At 72.2% G+C, this 20,274-nt stretch carries 17 protein-coding genes; 13 read left to right on the top strand and 4 right to left on the bottom strand.

Annotated features, from left to right (window positions below; genetic code table 11):
- Positions 1-109 precede the first annotated feature (109 nt).
- From A6P39_RS08085 to A6P39_RS08055, 7 genes are all read left to right on the top strand, one after another.
- Positions 110-868, top strand: coding sequence for a (2Fe-2S)-binding protein (locus tag A6P39_RS08085; RefSeq protein WP_067043167.1), 759 nt, complete (start codon positions 110-112; stop codon positions 866-868).
- Positions 869-902: 34 nt separating this feature from the next.
- Complete coding sequence (gene glgA / locus A6P39_RS08080; RefSeq protein WP_067043104.1) at positions 903-2,054, top strand: glycogen synthase; 1,152 nt, start codon at positions 903-905, stop codon at positions 2,052-2,054.
- A gap of 51 nt (positions 2,055-2,105) precedes the next feature.
- Positions 2,106-3,326, top strand: coding sequence for a glucose-1-phosphate adenylyltransferase (glgC, locus tag A6P39_RS08075; RefSeq protein WP_067043107.1), 1,221 nt, complete (start codon positions 2,106-2,108; stop codon positions 3,324-3,326).
- 164 nt (positions 3,327-3,490) lie between these two features.
- Positions 3,491-3,661, top strand: coding sequence for a hypothetical protein (locus A6P39_RS08070; protein ID WP_234378807.1), 171 nt, complete (start codon positions 3,491-3,493; stop codon positions 3,659-3,661).
- A gap of 132 nt (positions 3,662-3,793) precedes the next feature.
- A complete protein-coding gene (locus A6P39_RS08065) occupies positions 3,794-6,115 on the top strand; it encodes a GH92 family glycosyl hydrolase (RefSeq protein WP_067043110.1) in 2,322 nt (773 codons plus the stop codon).
- Positions 6,116-6,270: 155 nt separating this feature from the next.
- Positions 6,271-7,602, top strand: coding sequence for a wax ester/triacylglycerol synthase family O-acyltransferase (locus tag A6P39_RS08060; protein ID WP_067043113.1), 1,332 nt, complete (start codon positions 6,271-6,273; stop codon positions 7,600-7,602).
- A 316-nt stretch (positions 7,603-7,918) separates the two neighbouring features.
- Positions 7,919-9,421, top strand: coding sequence for an SDR family NAD(P)-dependent oxidoreductase (locus A6P39_RS08055; RefSeq protein ID WP_067043116.1), 1,503 nt, complete (start codon positions 7,919-7,921; stop codon positions 9,419-9,421).
- A gap of 52 nt (positions 9,422-9,473) precedes the next feature.
- Here A6P39_RS08055 and A6P39_RS08050 read toward each other — a convergent pair whose 3' ends face one another.
- Together A6P39_RS08050 and A6P39_RS08045 are read right to left on the bottom strand one after the other, a co-directional pair.
- Positions 9,474-10,274 (bottom strand): SDR family oxidoreductase, encoded by an 801-nt coding sequence (locus tag A6P39_RS08050; protein ID WP_067043119.1) that lies wholly within the window; start codon positions 10,272-10,274, stop codon positions 9,474-9,476.
- A gap of 54 nt (positions 10,275-10,328) precedes the next feature.
- The gene (locus tag A6P39_RS08045) at positions 10,329-10,724 is read right to left on the bottom strand and encodes a hypothetical protein (protein WP_067043122.1); all 396 of its coding nucleotides are present in this window, start codon (positions 10,722-10,724) and stop codon (positions 10,329-10,331) included.
- A 421-nt stretch (positions 10,725-11,145) separates the two neighbouring features.
- Between A6P39_RS08045 and A6P39_RS08040 the strand changes: the two genes are divergently transcribed.
- Complete coding sequence (locus A6P39_RS08040) at positions 11,146-11,322, top strand: hypothetical protein (RefSeq protein ID WP_107304293.1); 177 nt, start codon at positions 11,146-11,148, stop codon at positions 11,320-11,322.
- A gap of 73 nt (positions 11,323-11,395) precedes the next feature.
- On the top strand, positions 11,396-11,881 hold the full coding sequence (locus tag A6P39_RS08035) for a GNAT family N-acetyltransferase (RefSeq protein ID WP_067043125.1): 486 nt from the start codon (positions 11,396-11,398) through the stop codon (positions 11,879-11,881).
- A gap of 7 nt (positions 11,882-11,888) precedes the next feature.
- Here the strand turns inward: A6P39_RS08035 and A6P39_RS08030 are convergent, their stop codons facing one another.
- Positions 11,889-13,238, bottom strand: a complete 1,350-nt coding sequence (locus A6P39_RS08030) for an amidase (protein WP_067043128.1) — start codon at positions 13,236-13,238, stop codon at positions 11,889-11,891.
- A gap of 232 nt (positions 13,239-13,470) precedes the next feature.
- Between A6P39_RS08030 and A6P39_RS08025 the strand changes: the two genes are divergently transcribed.
- The gene (locus A6P39_RS08025) at positions 13,471-15,807 is read left to right on the top strand and encodes an alpha-L-fucosidase (RefSeq protein WP_067043130.1); all 2,337 of its coding nucleotides are present in this window, start codon (positions 13,471-13,473) and stop codon (positions 15,805-15,807) included.
- Positions 15,808-15,840: 33 nt separating this feature from the next.
- Here the strand turns inward: A6P39_RS08025 and A6P39_RS08020 are convergent, their stop codons facing one another.
- On the bottom strand, positions 15,841-16,881 hold the full coding sequence (locus A6P39_RS08020) for a LacI family DNA-binding transcriptional regulator (RefSeq protein WP_067043133.1): 1,041 nt from the start codon (positions 16,879-16,881) through the stop codon (positions 15,841-15,843).
- Positions 16,882-17,149: 268 nt separating this feature from the next.
- Between A6P39_RS08020 and A6P39_RS08015 the strand changes: the two genes are divergently transcribed.
- Genes A6P39_RS08015 through A6P39_RS08005 form a run of 3 tightly spaced genes read left to right on the top strand, consistent with a single transcriptional unit; the run spans position 17,150 to position 20,262 of the window.
- Entirely contained in the window at positions 17,150-18,436 is a 1,287-nt protein-coding gene (locus tag A6P39_RS08015) for an ABC transporter substrate-binding protein (RefSeq protein ID WP_067043136.1), read from the top strand.
- Between the two features lie 6 nt (positions 18,437-18,442).
- Positions 18,443-19,354, top strand: a complete 912-nt coding sequence (locus tag A6P39_RS08010; RefSeq protein WP_067043139.1) for a carbohydrate ABC transporter permease — start codon at positions 18,443-18,445, stop codon at positions 19,352-19,354.
- Complete coding sequence (locus tag A6P39_RS08005; RefSeq protein ID WP_067043141.1) at positions 19,351-20,262, top strand: carbohydrate ABC transporter permease; 912 nt, start codon at positions 19,351-19,353, stop codon at positions 20,260-20,262. The genes A6P39_RS08010 and A6P39_RS08005 overlap by 4 nt, the downstream gene beginning before the upstream one ends.
- Positions 20,263-20,274: the final 12 nt, after the last annotated feature.

Genomic DNA, 20,274 nt, shown 5'->3' with positions numbered 1-20,274 from the left:
GTGCACTTCCCGTCGTCGTCCCTGAGCACGCAATGCGTCCTACTGCCGATGGAGTACGGCGGTGACCTGATCATCCTTGCGGCGGGTGCGCCTGGTACTACTGCCTGTCGTGGACCTCGATCCGGATGCCGCGCTCTCCGCCCTCCGCCCGCTCGGCGGCTTCTTCGTCCTGCGCACCGCCATGGCTGCGGCGGGTCCGGTGCCCGCGGCGCTGCCGACGCTCGCGCAGAGCTACGCGACGGCGGCGGCGGACGCTCACGGCGACGCGCTGGCCTCGCGTGTCGCCCTGGTCGCGGAGCGGCTGCGCGCCCCTGAGCCGCGGGTCGCCGCCTCCATCGCGCAGCAGGCACTGGCCGCCCGGCTGTGGTCCGTCTCGCTCGGCTGCGCCGCTCTGTACGGCAGGCTGCCCGACCTCGATCCCCGCCTGCTGCGCTGGGACGTGCGGGCATCGGCCCCAGGCGACCTGCTCCTGACCGAAGTGCGCCCGCTGCCCGGGCACCCCGACCTGGTCTCGGGCGTGCTGTACGGGCATCTGGCCCCCCTGGGGGAAGGCCTGAGGGCCCGTTACGGCGTCGCGGCCGGACTGCTGTGGGGCAATGCGGGCTCCGCGCTCGCCGGGGCGGCCCGGGAACTGGACCGCTGGGCCCGGGCGCACGGCCGCGGCGACGTCGCCGAACGGGCCCGCAGCCTGACGGACGAACTCTTCGCCCACCCCCTCCTGCGCTCCACCGGAACCCGCACCGGTGCCGCGTTCCGCCGCCGCAGCTGCTGTCTGTACTACCGGGTGCCCGGTGGCGGGCTCTGCGGCGACTGCTGCTTCACCCGGCCGCCGCACTCTTCCCCACAGGCCGCATCCGGGCGACCATGAAAGGGACCTGCCGACGAGACCAGGGGGTTGTCGGGTGCGAGTGGGACTGCTGACCCGGGAGTACCCCCCGGACGTGTACGGCGGCGCCGGAGTCCATGTGGAGTTCCTGGCACGGGAGTTGGCCGCCCTGGTGGACTTGGAGGTGCACTGCTGGGGCGAGGGCCGCGGGGTGGGTGTCGTACGCCACCGGCCCTGGTCCGCGCTCGACGGCTCCAACGACGCGCTGCGCACCTTCTCCGTGGACCTGTCGATGGCCGCCGCCCTCGAGGGCCGCGAGCTGGTCCACTCCCACACCTGGTACGCGGGCCTCGCCGGCCACCTCGCCAAGCTGCTGTACGGCATTCCGCACGTGGCCACGGCCCACTCCCTGGAGCCGCTGCGTCCGTGGAAGGCGGAGCAACTGGGCGGCGGGTACGCGCTGTCGGGCTGGGCCGAGCGCACCGCCCTCGAGGCCGCCGACGCCGTCATCGCCGTCTCGGGCGCCATGCGCGAGGACATCCTCGCCTGCTACCCGTCGCTGGAGCCGTCGAACGTCCACGTCGTGCACAACGGCATCGACACCCGCCTGTACCGGCCGGACCACGGCACCGGCGCCCTCGCACGGCACGGCATCGACCCCGCCCGCCCGTACGCCCTGTTCGTCGGCCGCATCACCCGCCAGAAGGGCGTGCCCCATCTGCTGCGCGCGGTCCGGGACATCGACCCGGCCGCCCAGGTCGTGCTGTGCGCCGGCGCCCCCGACACCGCGGAGATCGACCGTGAGTTCCGGGAGCTGTTCGAGGAGGTGAGCCGGGCCCGCGAGGGCGTGTTCTGGATCCCGCAGATGCTGCCGCGCGCGGAGGTGATCCAACTCCTCACCCACGCCGCCGTGTTCGTCTGCCCGTCGGTGTACGAGCCGCTCGGCATCGTCAACCTGGAGGCGATGGCGTGCGGTACGCCGGTCGTGGCCTCCCGGGTCGGCGGGATCCCCGAAGTGGTGGACGACGGCAGGACGGGCCTGCTGGTGGACCCGGGCGAGGACTTCGAGCCGGGCCTCGCCCGGGCGCTGGACGAGGTTCTCGGTGATCCGGCGGCCGCCCGCCGGATGGGGGAGGCCGGACGGGCGCGCGCCGTGGGCGAGTTCGGCTGGGACGCGGTGGCCCGGCGCACCGCGCTGCTGTACGAGGAGATCCTCAAGCGGGCTTAGTCCGGCCGGGCTCGGGGCAGCCATGGGTCAACCAGGGTGAGGGGAGCGGCCATGCGTCGTGGAGGGCCTTGCGTACTCGGGATCGTACTGGCGGGCGGGGAAGGCAAGCGCCTGATGCCGCTGACCGCCGACCGTGCCAAACCGGCCGTCATCTTCGGCGGCACCTACCGGCTCGTCGATTTCGTCCTGTCCAACCTCGTCAACGCCGACGTGCTGCGCATCTGCGTGCTGACCCAGTACAAGTCGCACTCGCTGGACCGGCACATCACCACGACCTGGCGGATGTCCAGCCTGCTCGGCAACTACGTCACCCCGGTCCCGGCCCAGCAGCGCCTCGGCCCGCGCTGGTACCTGGGCAGCGCCGACGCGATCCTGCAGTCCCTGAACCTCGTCCACGACGAACGGCCCGAGTACGTCGCGGTGTTCGGCGCCGACCACGTCTACCGGATGGACCCGAGGCAGATGGTCGCGCAGCACATCGAGGGCGGCGCCGGGGTGACGGTGGCCGGCATCCGGGTGCCGCGCGCGGAGTCCTCGGCCTTCGGGGTGATCACACCGGGCTCGGACGGCCGGACGATCCGGCGGTTCCTGGAGAAGCCCGCCGATCCGCCGGGGCTGCCGGACGACCCGGAGACCGTCTTCGCCTCGATGGGCAACTACGTCTTCACCACCAAGGCCCTCGTCGAGGCGCTGCAGCGGGACGCCGAGGACGAGCAGTCCGTGCACGACATGGGCGGCTCGATCCTGCCCCAGCTCACCGCGCGCGGCGAGGCCCAGCTGTACGACTTCCGCGACAACCACGTGCCCGGCGAGACCACCCGCGACCAGGGCTACTGGCGGGACGTGGGCACCCTGGACGCCTACTACGAGTCGCACATGGACCTCATCGCCGAACGCCCCGCCTTCAACCTGTACAACCGGCAGTGGCCCGTCTACACCCACTCGGGCCAGCTCTCCCCCGCCCGGTTCAGTGCGGGCGGCATCGCGAGCGAGTCCATCATCAGCGCGGGGTGCCTGATCCGCGGTCAGGTCACCCGCTCCGTGCTGTCCCCGGGCGTACGGGTCGACCCCGGGGCGGTGGTCCAGGGCTCGGTGCTGCACGACAACGTGCGCATCGGCCGTGGCGCGGTGGTGCGCGGTGCCGTCCTGGACAAGAACGTGGACGTCCCGCCCGGCGCGACGATCGGCGTCAACCCGGAACGGGACGCGGACCTGTACACGGTGTCCGCGGGCGGGGTGATCGCCCTGGGCAAGGGGCAGCGGGTGACCTGAGGCCCGCCCGGGGAACTCACCTCGGGCGAGCGGTCGTTCGAGCGCCTGAGGCTGAGGTTCCGCCGCGCCCCTTCCGCCTGTGAGTTCAGGCCCGCCACCTGCGCCGAGCTGCCCGCCGTCCTCGCCCTGCTCGCCGACGAGGAGCGGGGGCGGCGGCGGTCGAGGTGACCGAAGACCACGAGCGTGCGTTCGCGGCGATCGAACGGGACCCGGCCCGCACCCGCGGCTGCGGGCTCGTCCAGCTCACCGGCGACAAGAGCCGCAAGGACGCGCACCGCTTCTGCACCGCGCTGGGCTTCGCCCGCAGCGACGAGGGCTTCGGACTCCCGCTCTGAGGGCCCGTCACCGCTCGCCCGCGTTCACCTTCGCGCGACGCGGCATGCCCAACACCCTTGGAATGCCCGGGTTTGCGTCGTTCGCCCCTCAGGATGCAGGGAACGATGTCGAACCTGCGGAGGTCATCCGACATGAGAGGGACCCGGCGCACACGGCTGTGCCTGGCCGGGGTGATGGCAGCGTCCACGCTGATCGCCACCCCCGCCGCACGGGCCGCCGAGCGGACCGACGGCCACCTCACCGACCTGGTCAACCCCTTCATCGGGAGCCAGAACGAGGGCAACACCTTCCCCGGCGCGGCCGTGCCCTTCGGCATGGTGCAGCTTTCCCCGGACACCGGGCACATGACCGGCTACGACTACACGCAGAACCGCATCCGCGGCTTCTCCCTCGTCCATCTCTCGGGTGTCGGCTGCCAGATCGGCGGTGACCTGCCCGTGCTGCCGACCACGGGCGACGTGACACAGACGGACTACACCAAGTACGCCGCCGGCTTCTCGCACCAGGACGAGACGGCGAGCCCCGGCTACTACCGCGTCGGCCTGTCCTCCGGCATCCGTGCCGAGCTGACCGCGACCGAGCGCACCGGCGTGCAGCGCTACACCTTCCCCGCCACCCGGAAGGCCAACGTCCTGCTGAACGCCGCCCAGTCGCTGCACAAGGCGGTCTCCACCGGCGTCGAGATCCTCGACGACCACACCGTGCGCAGCGAGATCACCGGCCACGGCTTCTGCCGGGACACCGGCCCCTACACCGTCTACACCATCACCCGGTTCAGCCGCCCCTTCACCGCGTACGGCACCTGGGACGGCCAGAGCGTCAGCCCGGGCTCCCGCCGCGGCCACGGCGGCGCCTACGTGCGCTTCGACACGAGCAAGGACCGCACCGTCGAGGCGACCACCGCCCTGTCGTACGTCGACGCGCGCGGCGCGGCCGGGAACCTCGCCGCCGAGGGCGGCCGGTCCTTCGACACCGTGCGCGAGCGGGCCCGGGAGGAGTGGGAGAAGCGGCTCGCCGGCGTCCATGTGCGAGGCGGCACGCGCACGCTGCGCCGGACCTTCTACTCCTCGCTGTACCGGTCGTTCCTCGCGCCGAACATCGGCGGCGACACCGACGGCCGCTACTTCGGCTGGGACCGCCGTACCCACCACGCCGACGGCTACACGTACTACCAGAACTGGTCGCTGTGGGACACCTACCGCACCCAGGCCCAGCTCCTCGCCCTGCTCGCGCCACGCGAGGCGCGGGACATGGCCCGCTCCGTGGTCGCGATCGACGAGGACGGCGGCTGGCTGCCCAAGTGGGGCTACGGCCCGGTCGAGACGAACGTCATGAGCGGCGACCCGGTCACCCCGTTCCTGACCACGGCCTACCAGTCGGGCCTGCTGAAGGGCTTCGAGGAGCGGGCCTACCGCGCGCTGAAGAAGAACGCCGACGGCGTCCCGCCCGCCGCGAACCCGGGCATCGGCCGGGAGGCCAACGCCGAGTACCTCGCGCACGGCTTCGCCCCCTACGTCGAGAAGCGCCCGCTCGCCAAGATGGGCGATTCCGACTACCACCACGGCGCCTCCGTCACCCTGGAGTACGCGCTGGCCGACGCCATGCTGGCCCAGATGGCCCGCGGTCTCGGCCATGACGCGGACGCCGCCCGCTACGCGGCCCGGGCGCAGAGCTACCGGAACATCTTCGACCCCGCGACCGGTTTCTTCCGGGCCCGCGACGCCTCCGGTGCCTTCACCGGCTCGGCCGACCCGGCCCGCGGCACCGGCTTCCACGAGGGCACCGCCTGGCAGTACCAGTGGCTCGTCCCGCAGGACGTGCCCGGCATGGTGAAGCTCATCGGCGGCGAGCGCGCGGCCAACGACCGGCTGGACTCCTTCTTCGCCTACGACCGGCTGCTCGACGACCCCGCGAAGGCCGCCCGCGAGGCGTGGGTGCACGGCGACGCGTACGCCTACTACAACGCCGACAAGTACAACCCGATGAACGAGCCCGACCTCATCGCGCCCTACACGTACCTGGCCACCGGCCAGCCCTGGAAGACCACCGACGTGGTCCACGCCGCCCTGACCCTGTTCACCGACGGGCCCACCGGCATGACCGGCAACGACGACCTGGGCACGATGTCCGCCTGGAACGTGCTGTCGTCCATCGGCCTGTTCCCGATCCAGCCCGGCTACGGCACCTGGGGCCTGTCCACCCCCGTCTTCGACCGGGTCGACCTCACCCTGGACCGCCGCTACTGGCCGAGCGGCGGGCTGACCATCGCCGCGCCCGGCACCTCGGCCGCCGACCGCTACATCCAGTCCGTGCGCACCGACGGCCACGCACTCGGGCGGACCTACGTGACGAACGGCGCGCTGCGCTCGATGCGCTCACTGGCGTTCACGGTCGGCTCGCGCCCGTCTGAGTGGGGTACGTCACCCGAGGCGGCGCAGCCCGTGCTGAGGTGATCCCGCGTATTCCATGGTCCCGCCCCTGAGTGAGGGGCGGGACTTAATCTGCCGTTAACTGTGCGTAGCACGATCGTACTTGACCGTAATCGGGTGTCGGAGATTGACTGCGAGTGACTGCACATCCACCCGTCGTCGATGCGTGAGGCAAGCCCTTGACTTCCGATCTGCTCGCTCCCCTCGACCTGGCGTTCTGGAACATCGAGTCCGACCGGCATCCGATGCACCTCGGCGCGCTGGGCGTCTTCGGCGCCCACTCGCCCACCGCCGGCGCCCACGCGGCCGACCTGCTCGCCGCCCGCGCCGCCGCCGTACCCGGACTCCGCCTGCGCATCCGCGACGTGTGGCAACCGCTCGCCTTCGGCGCCGCCGTCCGCGAGACCGATCCGGACTTCGACCCGCTGAACCACGTACGCCTGCACGCCCCGACCGCCGACTTCCACGCGGACGCCGGCCGGCTGATGGAACGTCCGCTGGAACGGGGCAGGCCGCCGTGGGAGGCACATGTGCTGCCCGGCGAGGACGGGATGTCCTTCGCGGTGCTGTTCAAGTTCCACCACGCCCTCGCCGACGGGCTGCGCGCGCTGAAGCTCGCCGCCGGGGTCCTGGACCCGATGGACCTGCCCGAGCGGGCGCCGCGCGCCATCGAACCGCCTCGCGCTCTGCTGCCCGACGTACGGCGGCTGCCGGGTCTGCTGCCCGGGCTGGTCCGGGGCGCCCTGTCCGACGCGGGCCGGGCCCTGGACATCGGCGCCTCCCTCGCCCGCTCCACGCTCGGCATGCGGCCCTCCTCCGCGCTGGCCTCGGCCCCGAGCGGCACCCGCCGCACCGCCGGCGTGGTCGTCGACATCGACGACGTGCACCGTGTGCGCAAGACCGTGGGCGGCACGGTCAACGACGTCCTCATCGCCGTGGTGGCCGGTGCGCTGCGCCGCTGGCTGGAGGAGCGCGGCGAGTCGACCAAGGGTGTGGCGCCTCGCGCCCTCATCCCCGTCTCACGGCGCCGTCCGCGCGCCGCCCATCCACAGGGCAACCGGCTCTCCGGCTACCTGATACCGCTCCCCGTGAGCGAGCCCGACCCGCTCGGCCGCCTCGACACCGTGCGCACCGCGATGATCCGCAACAAGGACGCGGGGCCGAACCGGGGCGCGGGCGCCGTGGCCCTGCTCGCCGACCATGTCCCGGCCCTCGGCCACCGGCTCGGCGGCCCCCTGGTCGGTCAGGCCGCGCGGCTGTGGTTCGACATCCTGGTCACCAGCGTGCCGCTGCCGGGACTGGGCCTCAGGCTCGGCGGCCACGAACTGACCGAGGTCTATCCACTGGCCCCGCTCGCCCCCGGTCAGTCCCTGGCGGTGGCGATCTCGACGTACCGCGGCCGCGTGCACTACGGCCTGGTCGCCGACGCGCAGGCCGTCCCGGACCTGGACCGGTTCGCCCACGCGGTGTCGGCCGAGATCGAAGCACTGCTGTCGGCCTGCGCGCTCTGAGGGGTCCCCGCCCGGCCACCCGCACCGCTTTCGCCGTCGGTCGCGGGTGGCCCCGCGCGGGCCGCCCGCACCTTCGGCGCGGGCGGCGCCGCCGGGACGGCCCGAGGGGCGGGCCCCGGGCTCGGGCCGGGGTCGTGTGCCGGACGGCGGCCGGTGCGGCAGGGTCCGGCGCCGCGTCCCGGCGTCACCGACCGCACGGCCTCGGGCACTGGTTGCGGCGGGTTTGGCGGGCAGCCCGTCCGCTCCGTAAAATTCCCCGTTCGAAAGCGGGCGCGAGTCGGCGCGCCGCGCGGGTGATCAGGGAAGCGGCAGCGCGATGACGGTGACAGAGGACGGTTCCATGGTCTCCATGGCCACGGACGAGGTGGTCTACGGGCCGGGTATCGACCCCGAGCGGCTGGCCGTCTGCCTGAGCGTGCTCGAGGAACTGGACGGCATCGAGGTCGACCACCCCGACGCGATCAAGGTGCGCCGGGCCACCTCGCACATCTACCGCACGGTCAAGCAGCGCCGCCGCCAGGAGCGCCGGGCGGCCAAGACCGCGCACGACAAGGCCGTCACCGAGGCCACCGCGACCGGCTCCGCCGAGCGCATCGACGACGAGACCGAGGGCCTGCTGCCCTCCTCCAGGATCGAGGAGGGCAAGATCGCGGGCATACTCCAGCGCCCGCGCTCCTGCTACACCTGCAAGGGCCGCTACGTCGAGGTCGACTACTTCTACCACCAGCTCTGCCCGGACTGCGCCCGCACGAACCGGGCCAAGCGCGACGTCCGTGCCGACCTCACCGGCAAGCGCGCCCTGCTCACCGGCGGCCGGGCCAAGATCGGCATGTACATCGCGCTCCGCCTGCTGCGCGACGGCGCCCACACCACCATCACCACGCGCTTCCCGAAGGACGCCATCCGCCGGTTCAAGGCGATGGAGGACTCGGCGGACTGGCTCCACCGCCTCGAGGTCGTCGGCATCGACCTGCGCGACCCCGCGCAGGCCGTCGCCCTGGCCGAGCAGGTCGCCGCGGCCGGCCCGCTCGACATCCTGATCAACAACGCCACGCAGACCGTACGCCGGCTGCCCACCGCCTACGCGGCCCTCGTCGACGGCGAGAGCGCCCCGCTGCCCGCCGGTGAGCTGCCGGCCCACTGCGTCATCGGCGCCTTCAACTCGGGCGCCGTCGACGGCATCGCCGCGCTGCCCGCCGGCACCAGCGGCCTGGAGGCGCAGAAGGTCGCCGACCTCGCCCTCGTCGCGGGCAACGCCAGCGTCGCCCGGCACCTCGAGGGCACCGCCATCGACGCCGGCGGCCTCGTGCCGGACGTCGTGGACACCAACACCTGGGTGCAGACCATCGACCAGATCTCGCCGGTCGAACTGCTCGAGACCCAGCTGTGCAACTACACGTCGCCGTTCATCCTGATCAGCGCCCTGCGCCCGGCCATGGCCGATGCCGCGAGGAAGGCGGCCAGCAAGCGTGCCTACGTCGTCAACGTCTCGGCGATGGAAGGCGTCTTCGGCCGCGGCTACAAGGGCGCGGGGCACCCGAACACCAACGCCGCGAAGGCGGCCATGAACATGGTCACGCGCACCAGCGCCCAGGAGATGTTCGACACCGACGGCATCCTCATGACCTCCGTCGACACCGGCTGGATCACCGACGAGCGGCCGCACTACGACAAGCTGCGCCTCGCCGAGGCCGGCTTCCATGCCCCGCTCGACCTGGTCGACGGCGCCGCCCGCGTCTACGACCCGATCGTGCGCGGCGAGGCGGGCGAGGACCTGTACGGCGTCTTCATGAAGGACTACGCGCCCGGCAAGTGGTGACGCCGGAACCACAGGGGGCCGGGTCCGTCACCAACCTGTCCGGACAGCACACCTAGGTCCCGGGCCCCCCGCGCAGTCGCCGGTGCACGGCGTACGGCCCTGCCGTGGACGCGGCGCGCACGCGCGTCCCGCCGTCCACGAGCAGATCCGCGCCCGTGATCCACCCGGCCGCGTCGGACACCAGCCACACCACGGCCCGCGCCACGTCCTGCGGCTCCCCGATCCGCCCGAGCGGCAGCCCCGCGGCCACCTCCGCCTCGTCCGGCTCCCACACGAACCGGGCCAGCTCGGTGCGCACCAGCCCGGGGGAGACGGAGTTCACCCGCACCCGGGGCGCGAGTTCGCCCGCGAGCTGCCCCGTGAGATGGAGCAGCGCCGCCTTGGTGGTGCCGTACGCGCCCACGTGCGGGCCCGGATGCGTGGCGCCCTCGGTGCACACGTTGACGACGGCCCCGCCCCGCTCGCGCATCCAGCCCCGCCACGCGCACCGCACCAGGCGCAGCGGTGCCTCGACGTTGACGGCGAACGCCTCGCGCCACGCGTCCGGGTCGGTGTCCATCAGCGGTCCGTACGGCCGGTTCGTCGCCGCGTTGTTGACCACGATGTCCAGCCGCCCGAACTCGCGCAGCGCCAGCTCCGTCAGCGCCTCCGGGTGCCCCGGCCCGGCCACGTCCCCGGCCAGCCCGATCCCGCCCAGCTCGGCGGCGGTGTGCCGCACCTCGGCCGCGTCGCGCGCGCTCACGCAGACCAGTGCCCCGGCCGCCGCGAGCGCTTCGGCCACGGCCCGCCCGATGCCGCGCGTCCCGCCGGTGACGACGGCCGCCCTGCCGCTCAGTCCGTACGACGACGTCATCGCCGTACCGTCTCATGACGGGCCGTCAGACAACAGGGGTGTGAGCCGGAACGGTCAGTCGACGGCGCCGAGCCTCGAGTGCCGGGCCGCCACCAGTTCCAGTACCGTGCGCCAGTCCTCCAGGACGCCCGCGTCGAAACCCGCCGAGCGGCCCTCCTCGTCCGCCAGGCGCAGCCGCTGGATGTCGTCGTCGGCGGCGCCCGCGTCCCCGCGGACCAGCCGGAACACCCGCTCCCCGAGCAGGGGGCGCACCGCCTCGGCCGCGCTGCGCGCCCGGCCCGCCTCGTCGCCCGGGGCCAGCACCGGCCCGATCCCGTGCACCAGCCCCGCCACCTGGAGTTCCTTGTCGGCGGGGCGGGTGCGGCGCAGCAGCGCCGCGGTCCGCAACGCGTGCTGGTGCCGACCGGCGTACAGCAGATCCATCAGCTCCTCGACGCTGCGCAGCTCCATGCGTCAGTCCTTCCGCGAGACAGCCGTTGCCCGCACGCCAGCAGATCATGGCGAGCTTGCGGCCCGGCCAACGGCACCTGAACCGTGCCGCGGTGGCAAGTAGACCAATCGGGTGAACCGCGGTGGGGGCTGGTGATGCGCTTTGTTACAAATAGCGGCATATTGAAGGGCATTGGGGGTGCCGCATGACGCGCATTAGTTACAGCTTGTTTGCACTCCCTATCGAGCGGGCCTCCGCTCATTTGGTTACCCTGGAAGGACGGGCAGCAGTACTTGGGTCCCACCCAGACCCATCGTCCGTACGTACCGGCGCCACCGCGTCCGAACTGGCCTTCCATCCAGACCCGAGCGGGCGTCCAGCACCGGAGCGCATGCTGTCCGGCAGGCCCCCAAGGGTGACCCGACACATAAGGAGTGCGCGGTGACACCGGAGAAGACGAATCGAGAACAGCGCCCCAAGGAACGCACGGAGCGCGGGGGCCGACGGCGGCCCGGAGAGCTGGGCAGCCTCGACGTGTGGGCCCGCTCGGCACCGATCCGCCTCGCGGGCTACGAGGACGACCTCGCCGAGCCGCACATCCTGCCCAGCGTCGACTGAGGCCCGGCGGACCCGCTGCGAGCGCCGCAGGCATGGGCGTGGCCGCCGGTGAGGACCTGGCAGACTCACGCCCATGCTGATAAGACAAGCCGCGGCCGGCGACTGGCCGCGGATCTGGCCTTTCTGGCACCGGATCGTCGCGGCCGCCGAGACGTACGCCTGGGACCCGCACACGGGTGAGGACGACGCCCGCGCACTGTGGATGAGCCCGGCCAAGCGTGTCTACGTCGCCGAGGACGCGGCGGGGGACGTGGTCGGCTCGGCCTACCTCACCCCCAACTACGGCGGCCCCGCCTCCCGGGTGGCCAACGCGGGCTTCATGGTCGACCCCGACCGGGCGGGAGAAGGCATCGGCCGCGCCCTCGCCGAACACGTCCTGGCCGAGGCCGGGGCGCACGGCTATCGCGCGATGGTCTTCAACGCCGTGGTCGAGACGAATCCCGCGGTGGGCCTGTGGACCTCCCTCGGTTTCACGATCCTCGGCACGGTCCCGCAGGCCTTTGACCACCCCCGGCACGGCAGGGTGGGGCTGCACATCATGTACCGGTCGCTCGAGTAGGCGCGGATCAGGCGCCGGACAGCCGCGCCGTGCGCTGCCAGGGGCGCCGCTTCTCCAGCTCCGCCGCCAGCCCCAGCAGGACGTCCTCCGAGCCCGGACGCCCGACGAGCTGCACGGCACAGGGGGCGCCCGAGGGGAGCGTGCCGAGGGGGACCGACATCGCGGGCCAGCCGGTCAGGTTCCACGGCGGGGTGAACGGCGAGTACGCGCTGTTGGCGAGGATGTTGCGCAGCCAGCCGCGCTCGTGCCACGGCCCGGCCGCGGGGGAGCGGCGGGCCAGGGCCGGGGTGAGCAGGACGTCGTGCTCGGTGAAGAAGGGCGTCATCCGCTCGCGCAGCCGCTCGCGGCCGTCGCCGGCGCGCACCGAACCGGCGAACCGCCGGCCCAGCGCCGCGTGCACCCGGGTCCGCCGGGCCAGCCGCGCCCGGTCCAGGCCCTCGGCGTCCACGGCCGTCCCCGCCGTCCAGTGCCGCAGCGCGGTCACGCCCAGGGAGAGCGGATACGGCGGCTCGGCCCGCCGCACCTGGTGCCCGCCCCGCGCCAGCACCCCGGCCGCCTCGCGGACCGCGGTCGTATACGGCCTGCTCACGCTCATTCCGGCGAGCGGGCTGCGCAGGGCCACGGCGACCCGCAGCGACGCGGGCTCCTGAGCCCGGGGGACGGGGGTGTCCGCGAGCACGTCCAGCATCAGCCGCAGGTCCTCGACCGTCGTGGCCAGCGGGCCGTTCTCCGCCATGCCGAACCAGTCGCCGTTGCCGATCCCGGCCGGCACCACCCCGTGGCCCGGCTTCAGCGTGACCAGACCGCAGTTCGCGGCCGGGATGCGCAGCGAGCCCATGCCGTCGTTGCCGAGCGCGAGCGGCACCAGCCCGGCGGCCACCGCGGCCGCGCTGCCCCCGGAGGATCCGCCCGCCGTGCGGGAGAGGTCCCACGGATTGCGGGTCGTGCCGTACACGCCCTCCGTGGTGCCGAACACGCACAGTTCGGGCACGTTCGTCAGCCCCACGACCACGGCACCGGCCGCGCGCAGCCGGGCGACCGTCACATGATCGGCGCCGGCCGGGGCGTCGGGGGTGGCGGCCGAGCCGTCGCGATGGGACTCGCCGCGCACCGCCAGATTGTCCTTCACGGCCAACGGCACGCCCGCAAGCGGCAGTTCGGCCAGATCGGCACGCGCGGCCAGCTCGTCGGCCTCGGCGAGCGCCGCCCCTGCCCGTACCTTGCGGAACGCCCCGATCCGCCCGTCGAGCCGCTCGATCAGCGCGAGGTGCTCCGCCACCACCTCCCGGGGCGTGACCTCCTTCGCGCGTACGGCGGCGGCGATCTCTGCGGCGGTCCGGCCGGCCCACTCGGTCACGGGCACACTCCTCGGTCAGTGCGGAGACGTGTCGGCTACTCGTCGGTATGTGTCAGGCGTGCAGGGAGAACTGTGCACGGTCGTGGGCAGCACGTCGAGAGGACCAGGACAACCCCTGGACGGGTCATCCGATCTCTGGCTCAAATCCCTCTCGTTGCAGCCCCGTTGACAGTCAAGTAGCCCCCACACAATCATCAGACATCCGATGAATCGGAAAGTATGGGAGCCGCTCATGAGCACGTATCCCAGACGAGGCATCCTGGGCGCGGCGGCGGGCGTGACCGCCGCGGCCGCCCTCCCCCTCACCGCGGCCACGACCGCACGGGCCGCCGGACGACAGGGGCCCTGGGCCGCCGTACCCGACCCCGTGCCCGTCCCGCTGGACGCCCTCTACGACAACGACGGCATCGACACCGCCTCCGCGCGCGGCGGTGACTTCGACGGATCCGGCTACACCTTCCCCGGCGAGGAACTGCCCGCCGGCCGGGTCGAGGTCGACGGCGTCCCCTTCCTCTTCCCCGCCTCGGCCGCGGGCGCGAAGAACAACGTCGTCGCCCTCGGCCAGCGCCTCGACCTGCCCAGGGGCCGCTGTCTGTCGGCGTTCTTCCTCACCGCCGGCAGCTACGGCGACGCCTTCGGGCAGGCCACCGTGCACTACGCCGACGGCACGACCACCACCGCCGCTCTCGGCGGCGCCGACTGGTATTCCGCGGGCGGCCCGCTGTCCGCGCCGTACCGCTACCGGCCGGACGGCGGCAAGGACGAGCACAGCGTCGGCATCGGGGTCGCGGAGGTGTGGCTCGACCCGCGCCGCGAGGCGGTCGCCATCACGCTTCCCGTCACCAACCCGGCCGCCGCGGGCAGGGCTTGCCTGCACCTCTTCGCCCTCACCCTCCAACCAGCGGCCGAAGGACGGGCGTTGGCCCTGCGCGCCCCGCACTCCACGCCCTCGCTGCTCGAACCGTCCGGCGCGCAGAGCGTGGAGGCGACCGTCGTCAACGCGGGCACGGTCCCCGTCCTGGCCGCCGACGGCGTCTCGGTGGCGGTCGACGTGCCGGGCGCCCGCACGGTCCAGCCCGCCCGCGTCCGCCGCCTCGACCCCGGCGAACAGGCCCGCGTCCGCATAGGCATCCGCAACCGCCCGGGCACCGCGCCGGGCACCCGCGCGGACGGCACGGTCACGGTCACCGGCCGGGGCACCAGGGTGAGCGCGGTCGAAGCCGCGCTGACCCTCGGCACCGCTAACTACGCCCCCACCGAGGCCTCCTTGTCCGCACACCAGGCGCCGTACTGGTTCCAGGGCGCCAAGTTCGGCATCTTCATCCACTGGGGCGTCTACTCCGTGCCCGCCTGGTCGCCGGTCGGCAAGGAGTACGCCGAGTGGTACTGGGACCACATGCAGGACCCGGCGAACGCGGTGTACGCCCACCACCGGGACACCTACGGCGAGGACTTCGGCTACGACGACTTCATCCCCCGCTTCACCGCGGAGAAGTTCGACCCGCGCGCCTGGGTGGAGCTGTTCCGTGACGCGGGCGCCCAGTACCACGTGCTGACCTCCAAGCACCACGAGGGCTTCGCGCTCTGGGACACGAGGGTCTGCGACCGGAACGCGGTCAGGATGGGCCCCGGACGGGACCTGGTGAAGGAACTCTTCGAGGCGAGCCGCCGCTACGCCCCCGAGCTGCACCGGGGCCTGTACTTCTCGATGCCGGAGTGGTTCAACCCCGACAACCCCTGGATGGGCCACGCCCCGCGCAACCCGTACACGCTCGCCCCCGTGCCGTACACCGGATACACCTCGGGCAAGGACTACGTCCGCGACTACCAGGCCCCGCAGATGCTGGAGCTGATCCACGGGTACGACCCGGAGATCATCTGGTGCGACATCGGCGGCGCCAACGACAGCCTGCATGTCCTCGCCGAGTACTTCAACCACGCCAAGAACCGCGCCCGCCCCCTCGACGTGACCGTCAACAACCGCTCGGGCATCGCCTTCCACGACTTCACGACCCCCGAGTACACGACCTACGGCAACACGGTCGTCGCCAAGTGGGAGGCCAGCCGGGGCCTGGACCCCTTCAGCTACGGCTACAACCAGGCCACGCCCGACTCCGCGTACATGACCGCCGAGGAGGTCGTGCACAGCCTGGTCGACATCGTCTCGAAGAACGGCAACTTCCTCCTCGACATCGGCCCGCGCGCGGACGGCACGATCCCCGAGATCATGCAGACGCGGCTGCGTGAGACGGGGGAGTGGCTGAAGGTCAACGGGGAGGCGGTGTACGACACCACGTACTGGTCGCGGACGGCCCAGCTCGGCGACGACCTGCGCTTCACGGTCCGCCCTGACGAGGCCTTCTACATCCACTCCCTGGCACAGCCCGGCGCGAAGCTGACCGTGGCGGCGCCCGTACCGGTGCGGCCCGGGGACAAGGTGACGATGCTCGGTCACGACCGTCCCCTGACCTGGACCGTCACGGGCGGATCCCTGGTGATCGACGTACCGGAGGCGGCCCGGAAGGCGGGCCGGTACGCGTGGGTGTTCAAGGTGGAGTGGCACGACTGAGCACCCGCACCCAGGCCCTGTCGTCACATTCCCCTAGTGCGGCGGCTGTTCGGGTACCCGGCCCCGTGAGGACGCCGCCGCCCCCGTGCTCCCCCGCCCGGTCAGCCGTGGCACCGGCACCCCCACGGAGCGGGCCTCGTTCCCGTCCAGCAGTGCCAGCAGCTCCCGGGCCGCCGTCCGGCCGAACTCCGCGCTGTCGCGGGACAGCGCCGACAGCCGGGGGGTGACCATGCGGCACAGGGCCGAGTCCTCCCAGGAGACGACCGAGACGTCCTGCGGGACGCGGAAGCCGAGTTCGGCCGCCGCCGCGAGGCCCGCCACGGCCATCACGTCGTTGTCGTAGATCAGCGCCGTGGGAGCGGGGGAGCCGCCCAGTACCCGGCGGGTCACCGCGGCGCCCTGCGTGTCGGAGTAGTCGGTGGTCACCGAGCGGACCCCGGTGAGCCCGCGCCGCTCGGCCTGCGCGCGCAGGGTGGCGATACGGCGCTGGGTGTGCGCCAGGTCCGGCAGGCCGGCGATGTGCACGATCCGGCGGTGGCCGAGCGCCGTCAGCCCGTCCACCACGGAGGCCATCGCACCCGCGTCGTCCGCCCAGACCGTGGACAGCCCCGGATGGCACACGTCGGGCGCGCCGCCGATCACCACGGCGGGCAGGCCCAGTTCGTCCAGCAGGCCGGGGCGCGGGTCCTCGGCGCGGGGGTCGGCCACCAGGACGCCGTCCACCCGGTGCTCCGCCCACCAGCGCCGGTAGACCGCGCACTCGTCGGCCACGTCCTCGGCCACCTGGAACAGCAGCCCCAGATGGCGTTCGGCGAGCACTTCCTGGATGCCGGAGACGAGCTGGAGGAAGAACGAGTCGACGCCCAGGGTGTGCGCGGGACGGGCGAGCACGAAACCGAGCGTGGCCGCGCCCTCGCCGGACAGCGCGCGGGCGGCCGTGCTGGGGCGCCAGCCCAGCTGCTCGGCGACCCGGCGGACCCGGGCGCGGGTGGCCTCGGAGACCCCGGGGCGGTCGTTGAGGGCGAAGGAGACCGCACTCTCGGAGACCCCGGCCCGCCGGGCGATGTCCTTCATGGTGGGCCGGCGTGCGGGGGACCGTCTGGTCGGCGGCACGCTCCACCCCCTTCCGGGCGTAGTTCGCTAATGCGCTTGAGTGTCAAGACCCTAAAGCGCATTAGCGAACTGTGGCAAGTTCTCGATCTCATCTCCGGTCCACCTCTTCGACCTGGACTAATGAACGCCGAATTTCTTTAGTTCGCGAATCCGTTGACTTTTTCCGGACGCCCCGTGCATGGTCACTGGCACCCCCAACCGCCGGACACAGCAAGGGAGCCGTGTCACCGTGCCCGTACCTCGCAGAGCCCTCTTCGCCGCTGCCGTCGCCCTCGTCCTGCCGCTGAGCGCCTGCGGCTCGGGCGGTGACGCGGGCGGCTCGACCGACGCCTCCGGAAAGGTCGAGGGCACCATCACCTTCCAGACCTGGAACCTGCGCGCCAATTTCAAGTCCTACTTCGAGGGTCTGATCGCCGACTTCGAGAAGAAGTACCCGGGCACCCATGTGAAGTGGATCGACCAGCCCGCCGAGGGCTACGCGGACAAGCTGAGCGCCGACGCGGGCGGCGGCACCCTGCCCGACGTCGTCAACGTCTCCCCGGACCTGGTCGCCCCGCTCGCCAGGGCCGGGCTGGCGATGGACCTCGACAAGGCCGCCGCGAAGTACAAGTCCGAGTATCTGCCCGGTGCCTGGGCCGGCCACCAGATCCCGGGCCTGAGCGGCACGTACGCCTTCCCCTGGTATCTGAACACCGGCCCGCTCTTCTACGACAAGGCACTCTTCCGCAAGGCCGGCCTGGACCCCGACAAGCCCCCGAAGACGTACGACGAACTCTTCGCGGACGCCCTGCAGATGGCGAAGAAGAGCGGGGGCAAGGTCGCTACCCTCGCCAACGTGCCCACCATCGAGGACTTCGGGCGCTACGGCGTCCCGCTGATGAACCGGCAGGGCACCGCGTTCGCCTTCGACAACGCCAAGGGAGTCCGGCTCCTGACCGCATACAAGGAGTTGTACGACGCGGGCGCCCTCGATCCGCAGGCGCTGACCGCGACCCCGGAGTCCTCCGGCAGGAAGTTCCTCACCGGCGCCGTCGCCATGAACCCCGGCAGCGCCCTCGACCTCGACAACTTCAAGAAGAACGCGCCCGGCCTCTACAGGAACATCGGCATCACCGACCAGATCACCAGCACCGGGCACGTCAACATGTACGTCATGGGGGTGATGGTCAACTCCCGCACCAGGCACACACCCGCCGCCGTCGCCTTCGCCCACTTCGTCACCGACGCGCAGAACCAGATGTCGTTCGCGAAGAAGGTCGCCATCTTCCCGAGCACCGCGGGCTCCCTGAACGACCCGTACTTCACCGAGCAGGACGGCACCGACGAGACCAGGGTGCGCATCGCGGCCGCCAAGTCCCTGAAGAGCGCGGTCAATTACACCCCCGTGCTGTTCAGTGACCAGATGAAGACCGCGCTGCGCAACGAGGTCGCCAAGGCGCTCCAGGGCAAGGAGAGCCCCCAGCAGGCCCTCGACAACGCTGTCAAGGCCGCCGACCGCCTGCTCCAGCAGGGCTGAGCGGCCATGGCCGTACCCGTCCACGCCACAAGCCGCCCGCCGGCCAGGATCCGGCGCCAACTGCCCACCAGCCCCTGGCTGTTCGCCGCGCCTGCACTGCTCGTCACCGGCGCCTTCGTGCTCTACCCGTTCGTCTCCACCCTGGTGAACTCCTTCACCGACCGCCGTACCCTGCTGCCCGGCCACTTCGTGGGCCTCGCCAACTTCCGCGAGCTGCTGCACGACGACATGTTCTGGACCGGCCTGCGCAACAGCACGCTCTACGTCCTCGGCGTCGTACCCGCCCTCGTCGTCCTGCCGCTGCTGCTCGCACTGCTGGTGCAGAAGAACATCCCCGGCATCACCTTCTTCCGCTCCGCCTTCTACACCCCGGTCGTCGCCTCGATCGTGGTCGTCGGACTGATCTGGGTGTGGCTGCTGGACGAACGAGGCCTGGTCAACTCACTGCTGGAGACCGTCGGGATCGGCCGGGTGGGCTTCCTCAGCGACCAGTGGCTGCTCCTGCTGAGCGCGATGGCCGTCACGGTGTGGAAGGGCCTCGGCTACTACATGATCATCTATCTGGCGGCGCTCGCGAACGTGCCCCGCGAACTGCACGAGGCCGCCGCCGTGGACGGCGCGGGACCGGTGCGCCGCTTCCTCACCGTCACCGTGCCCGCCGTGCGCTCCACCATGGTGCTCGTCGCCGCCCTGTCCTCGGTCGCCGCCTTCAAGGTGTTCTCCGAGGTGTACCTGATGGCGGGCCCGGACGGCGGCCCGGCCGGCGAGGACACCACCCTCGTCATGCTCGTCCAGCGCACCGGCACCGGCCTGACCGGCCGCGTCGGCTACGCCTCCGCGCTCTCGGTCGTCGTGTTCGTCGTCACCGTCGCGCTGATGCTGCTCGTGCTGCGCGCCGACCGCGGGGAGGAGTCGTGAGCGTCCTCGAGAAGGTACGGCCCGAGCGGGCCCGGTCCACCCCTGCCGCAGGTGCGCCCCGCCTCACCGACCAGCACGGCCGTCGCGTCCGCGCCGGCGAGCTGGTCTGGCGCTATCTGCTGCTCCTCGTCGTCCTCGCGCTGACCGCCGGCCCGTTCCTGTGGCAGCTGTCCACCTCCCTGAAGGGCCCCACCGAGGACATCTACAGCTCGCCGCCGAGCTTCCTGCCCGCGCACCCCACCCTGCACAACTACGCCCGGGTCGCCGACACCATCCCCGTCTGGGACTACGCCCTGAACTCCCTGAAGGTGGCCACCGCGGGCGTCGTGACCAACTGCGCCGGTTCGGCTCTCGCCGGATACGCCCTGGCCCGGCTGCGCTTTCGCGGCCGGCGCGTGACCGCGCTCGTGTTCGTGCTCGCGATGCTCGTGCCCGTCGAGGGCATCGTCATCGCCCAGTTCACCACCATGCGCGAACTCGGCCTGAACAACACCCTCATCGGGGTCGTCCTGCCCGGCGCGATCGGCGCGATGAACGTGCTGCTGATGCGCAATGCCTTCCGCAACCTGCCCTACGAGATCGAGGAGGCCGCCTACGTCGACGGCGCCGACGTCTGGCAGCGGTTCCTGCGCGTGGCCCTGCCCTCGGTGAAGGGGACGGTGGCCGTCGTCGCGATCTTCGCGTTCATGGGCGCCTGGGACGACTTCCTGTGGCCGCTGATCGTCCTCAGCGACCCGTCCAAGTTCACGCTCACCATCGGCCTCAACTACCTGCACGGCACTTTTGCCAACGACGAGCGGCTGGTCGCCGCCGGCACCGTGATCGCCGTGGCCCCGCTGATCGCCCTCTTCGCCTGCCTCCAGCGGTACTTCTTCCGCGGCGTCGGCGAAGGCGCCGTCAAGGGGTGAACCCCCGTACGT

Origin of the sequence: Streptomyces sp. FXJ1.172 (assembly GCF_001636945.3) — a bacterium.
GTDB lineage: Bacteria > Actinomycetota > Actinomycetes > Streptomycetales > Streptomycetaceae > Streptomyces.
Note: the sequence above shows the minus strand (reverse complement) of the source record. Positions and strands in the feature narration are given on the sequence as shown.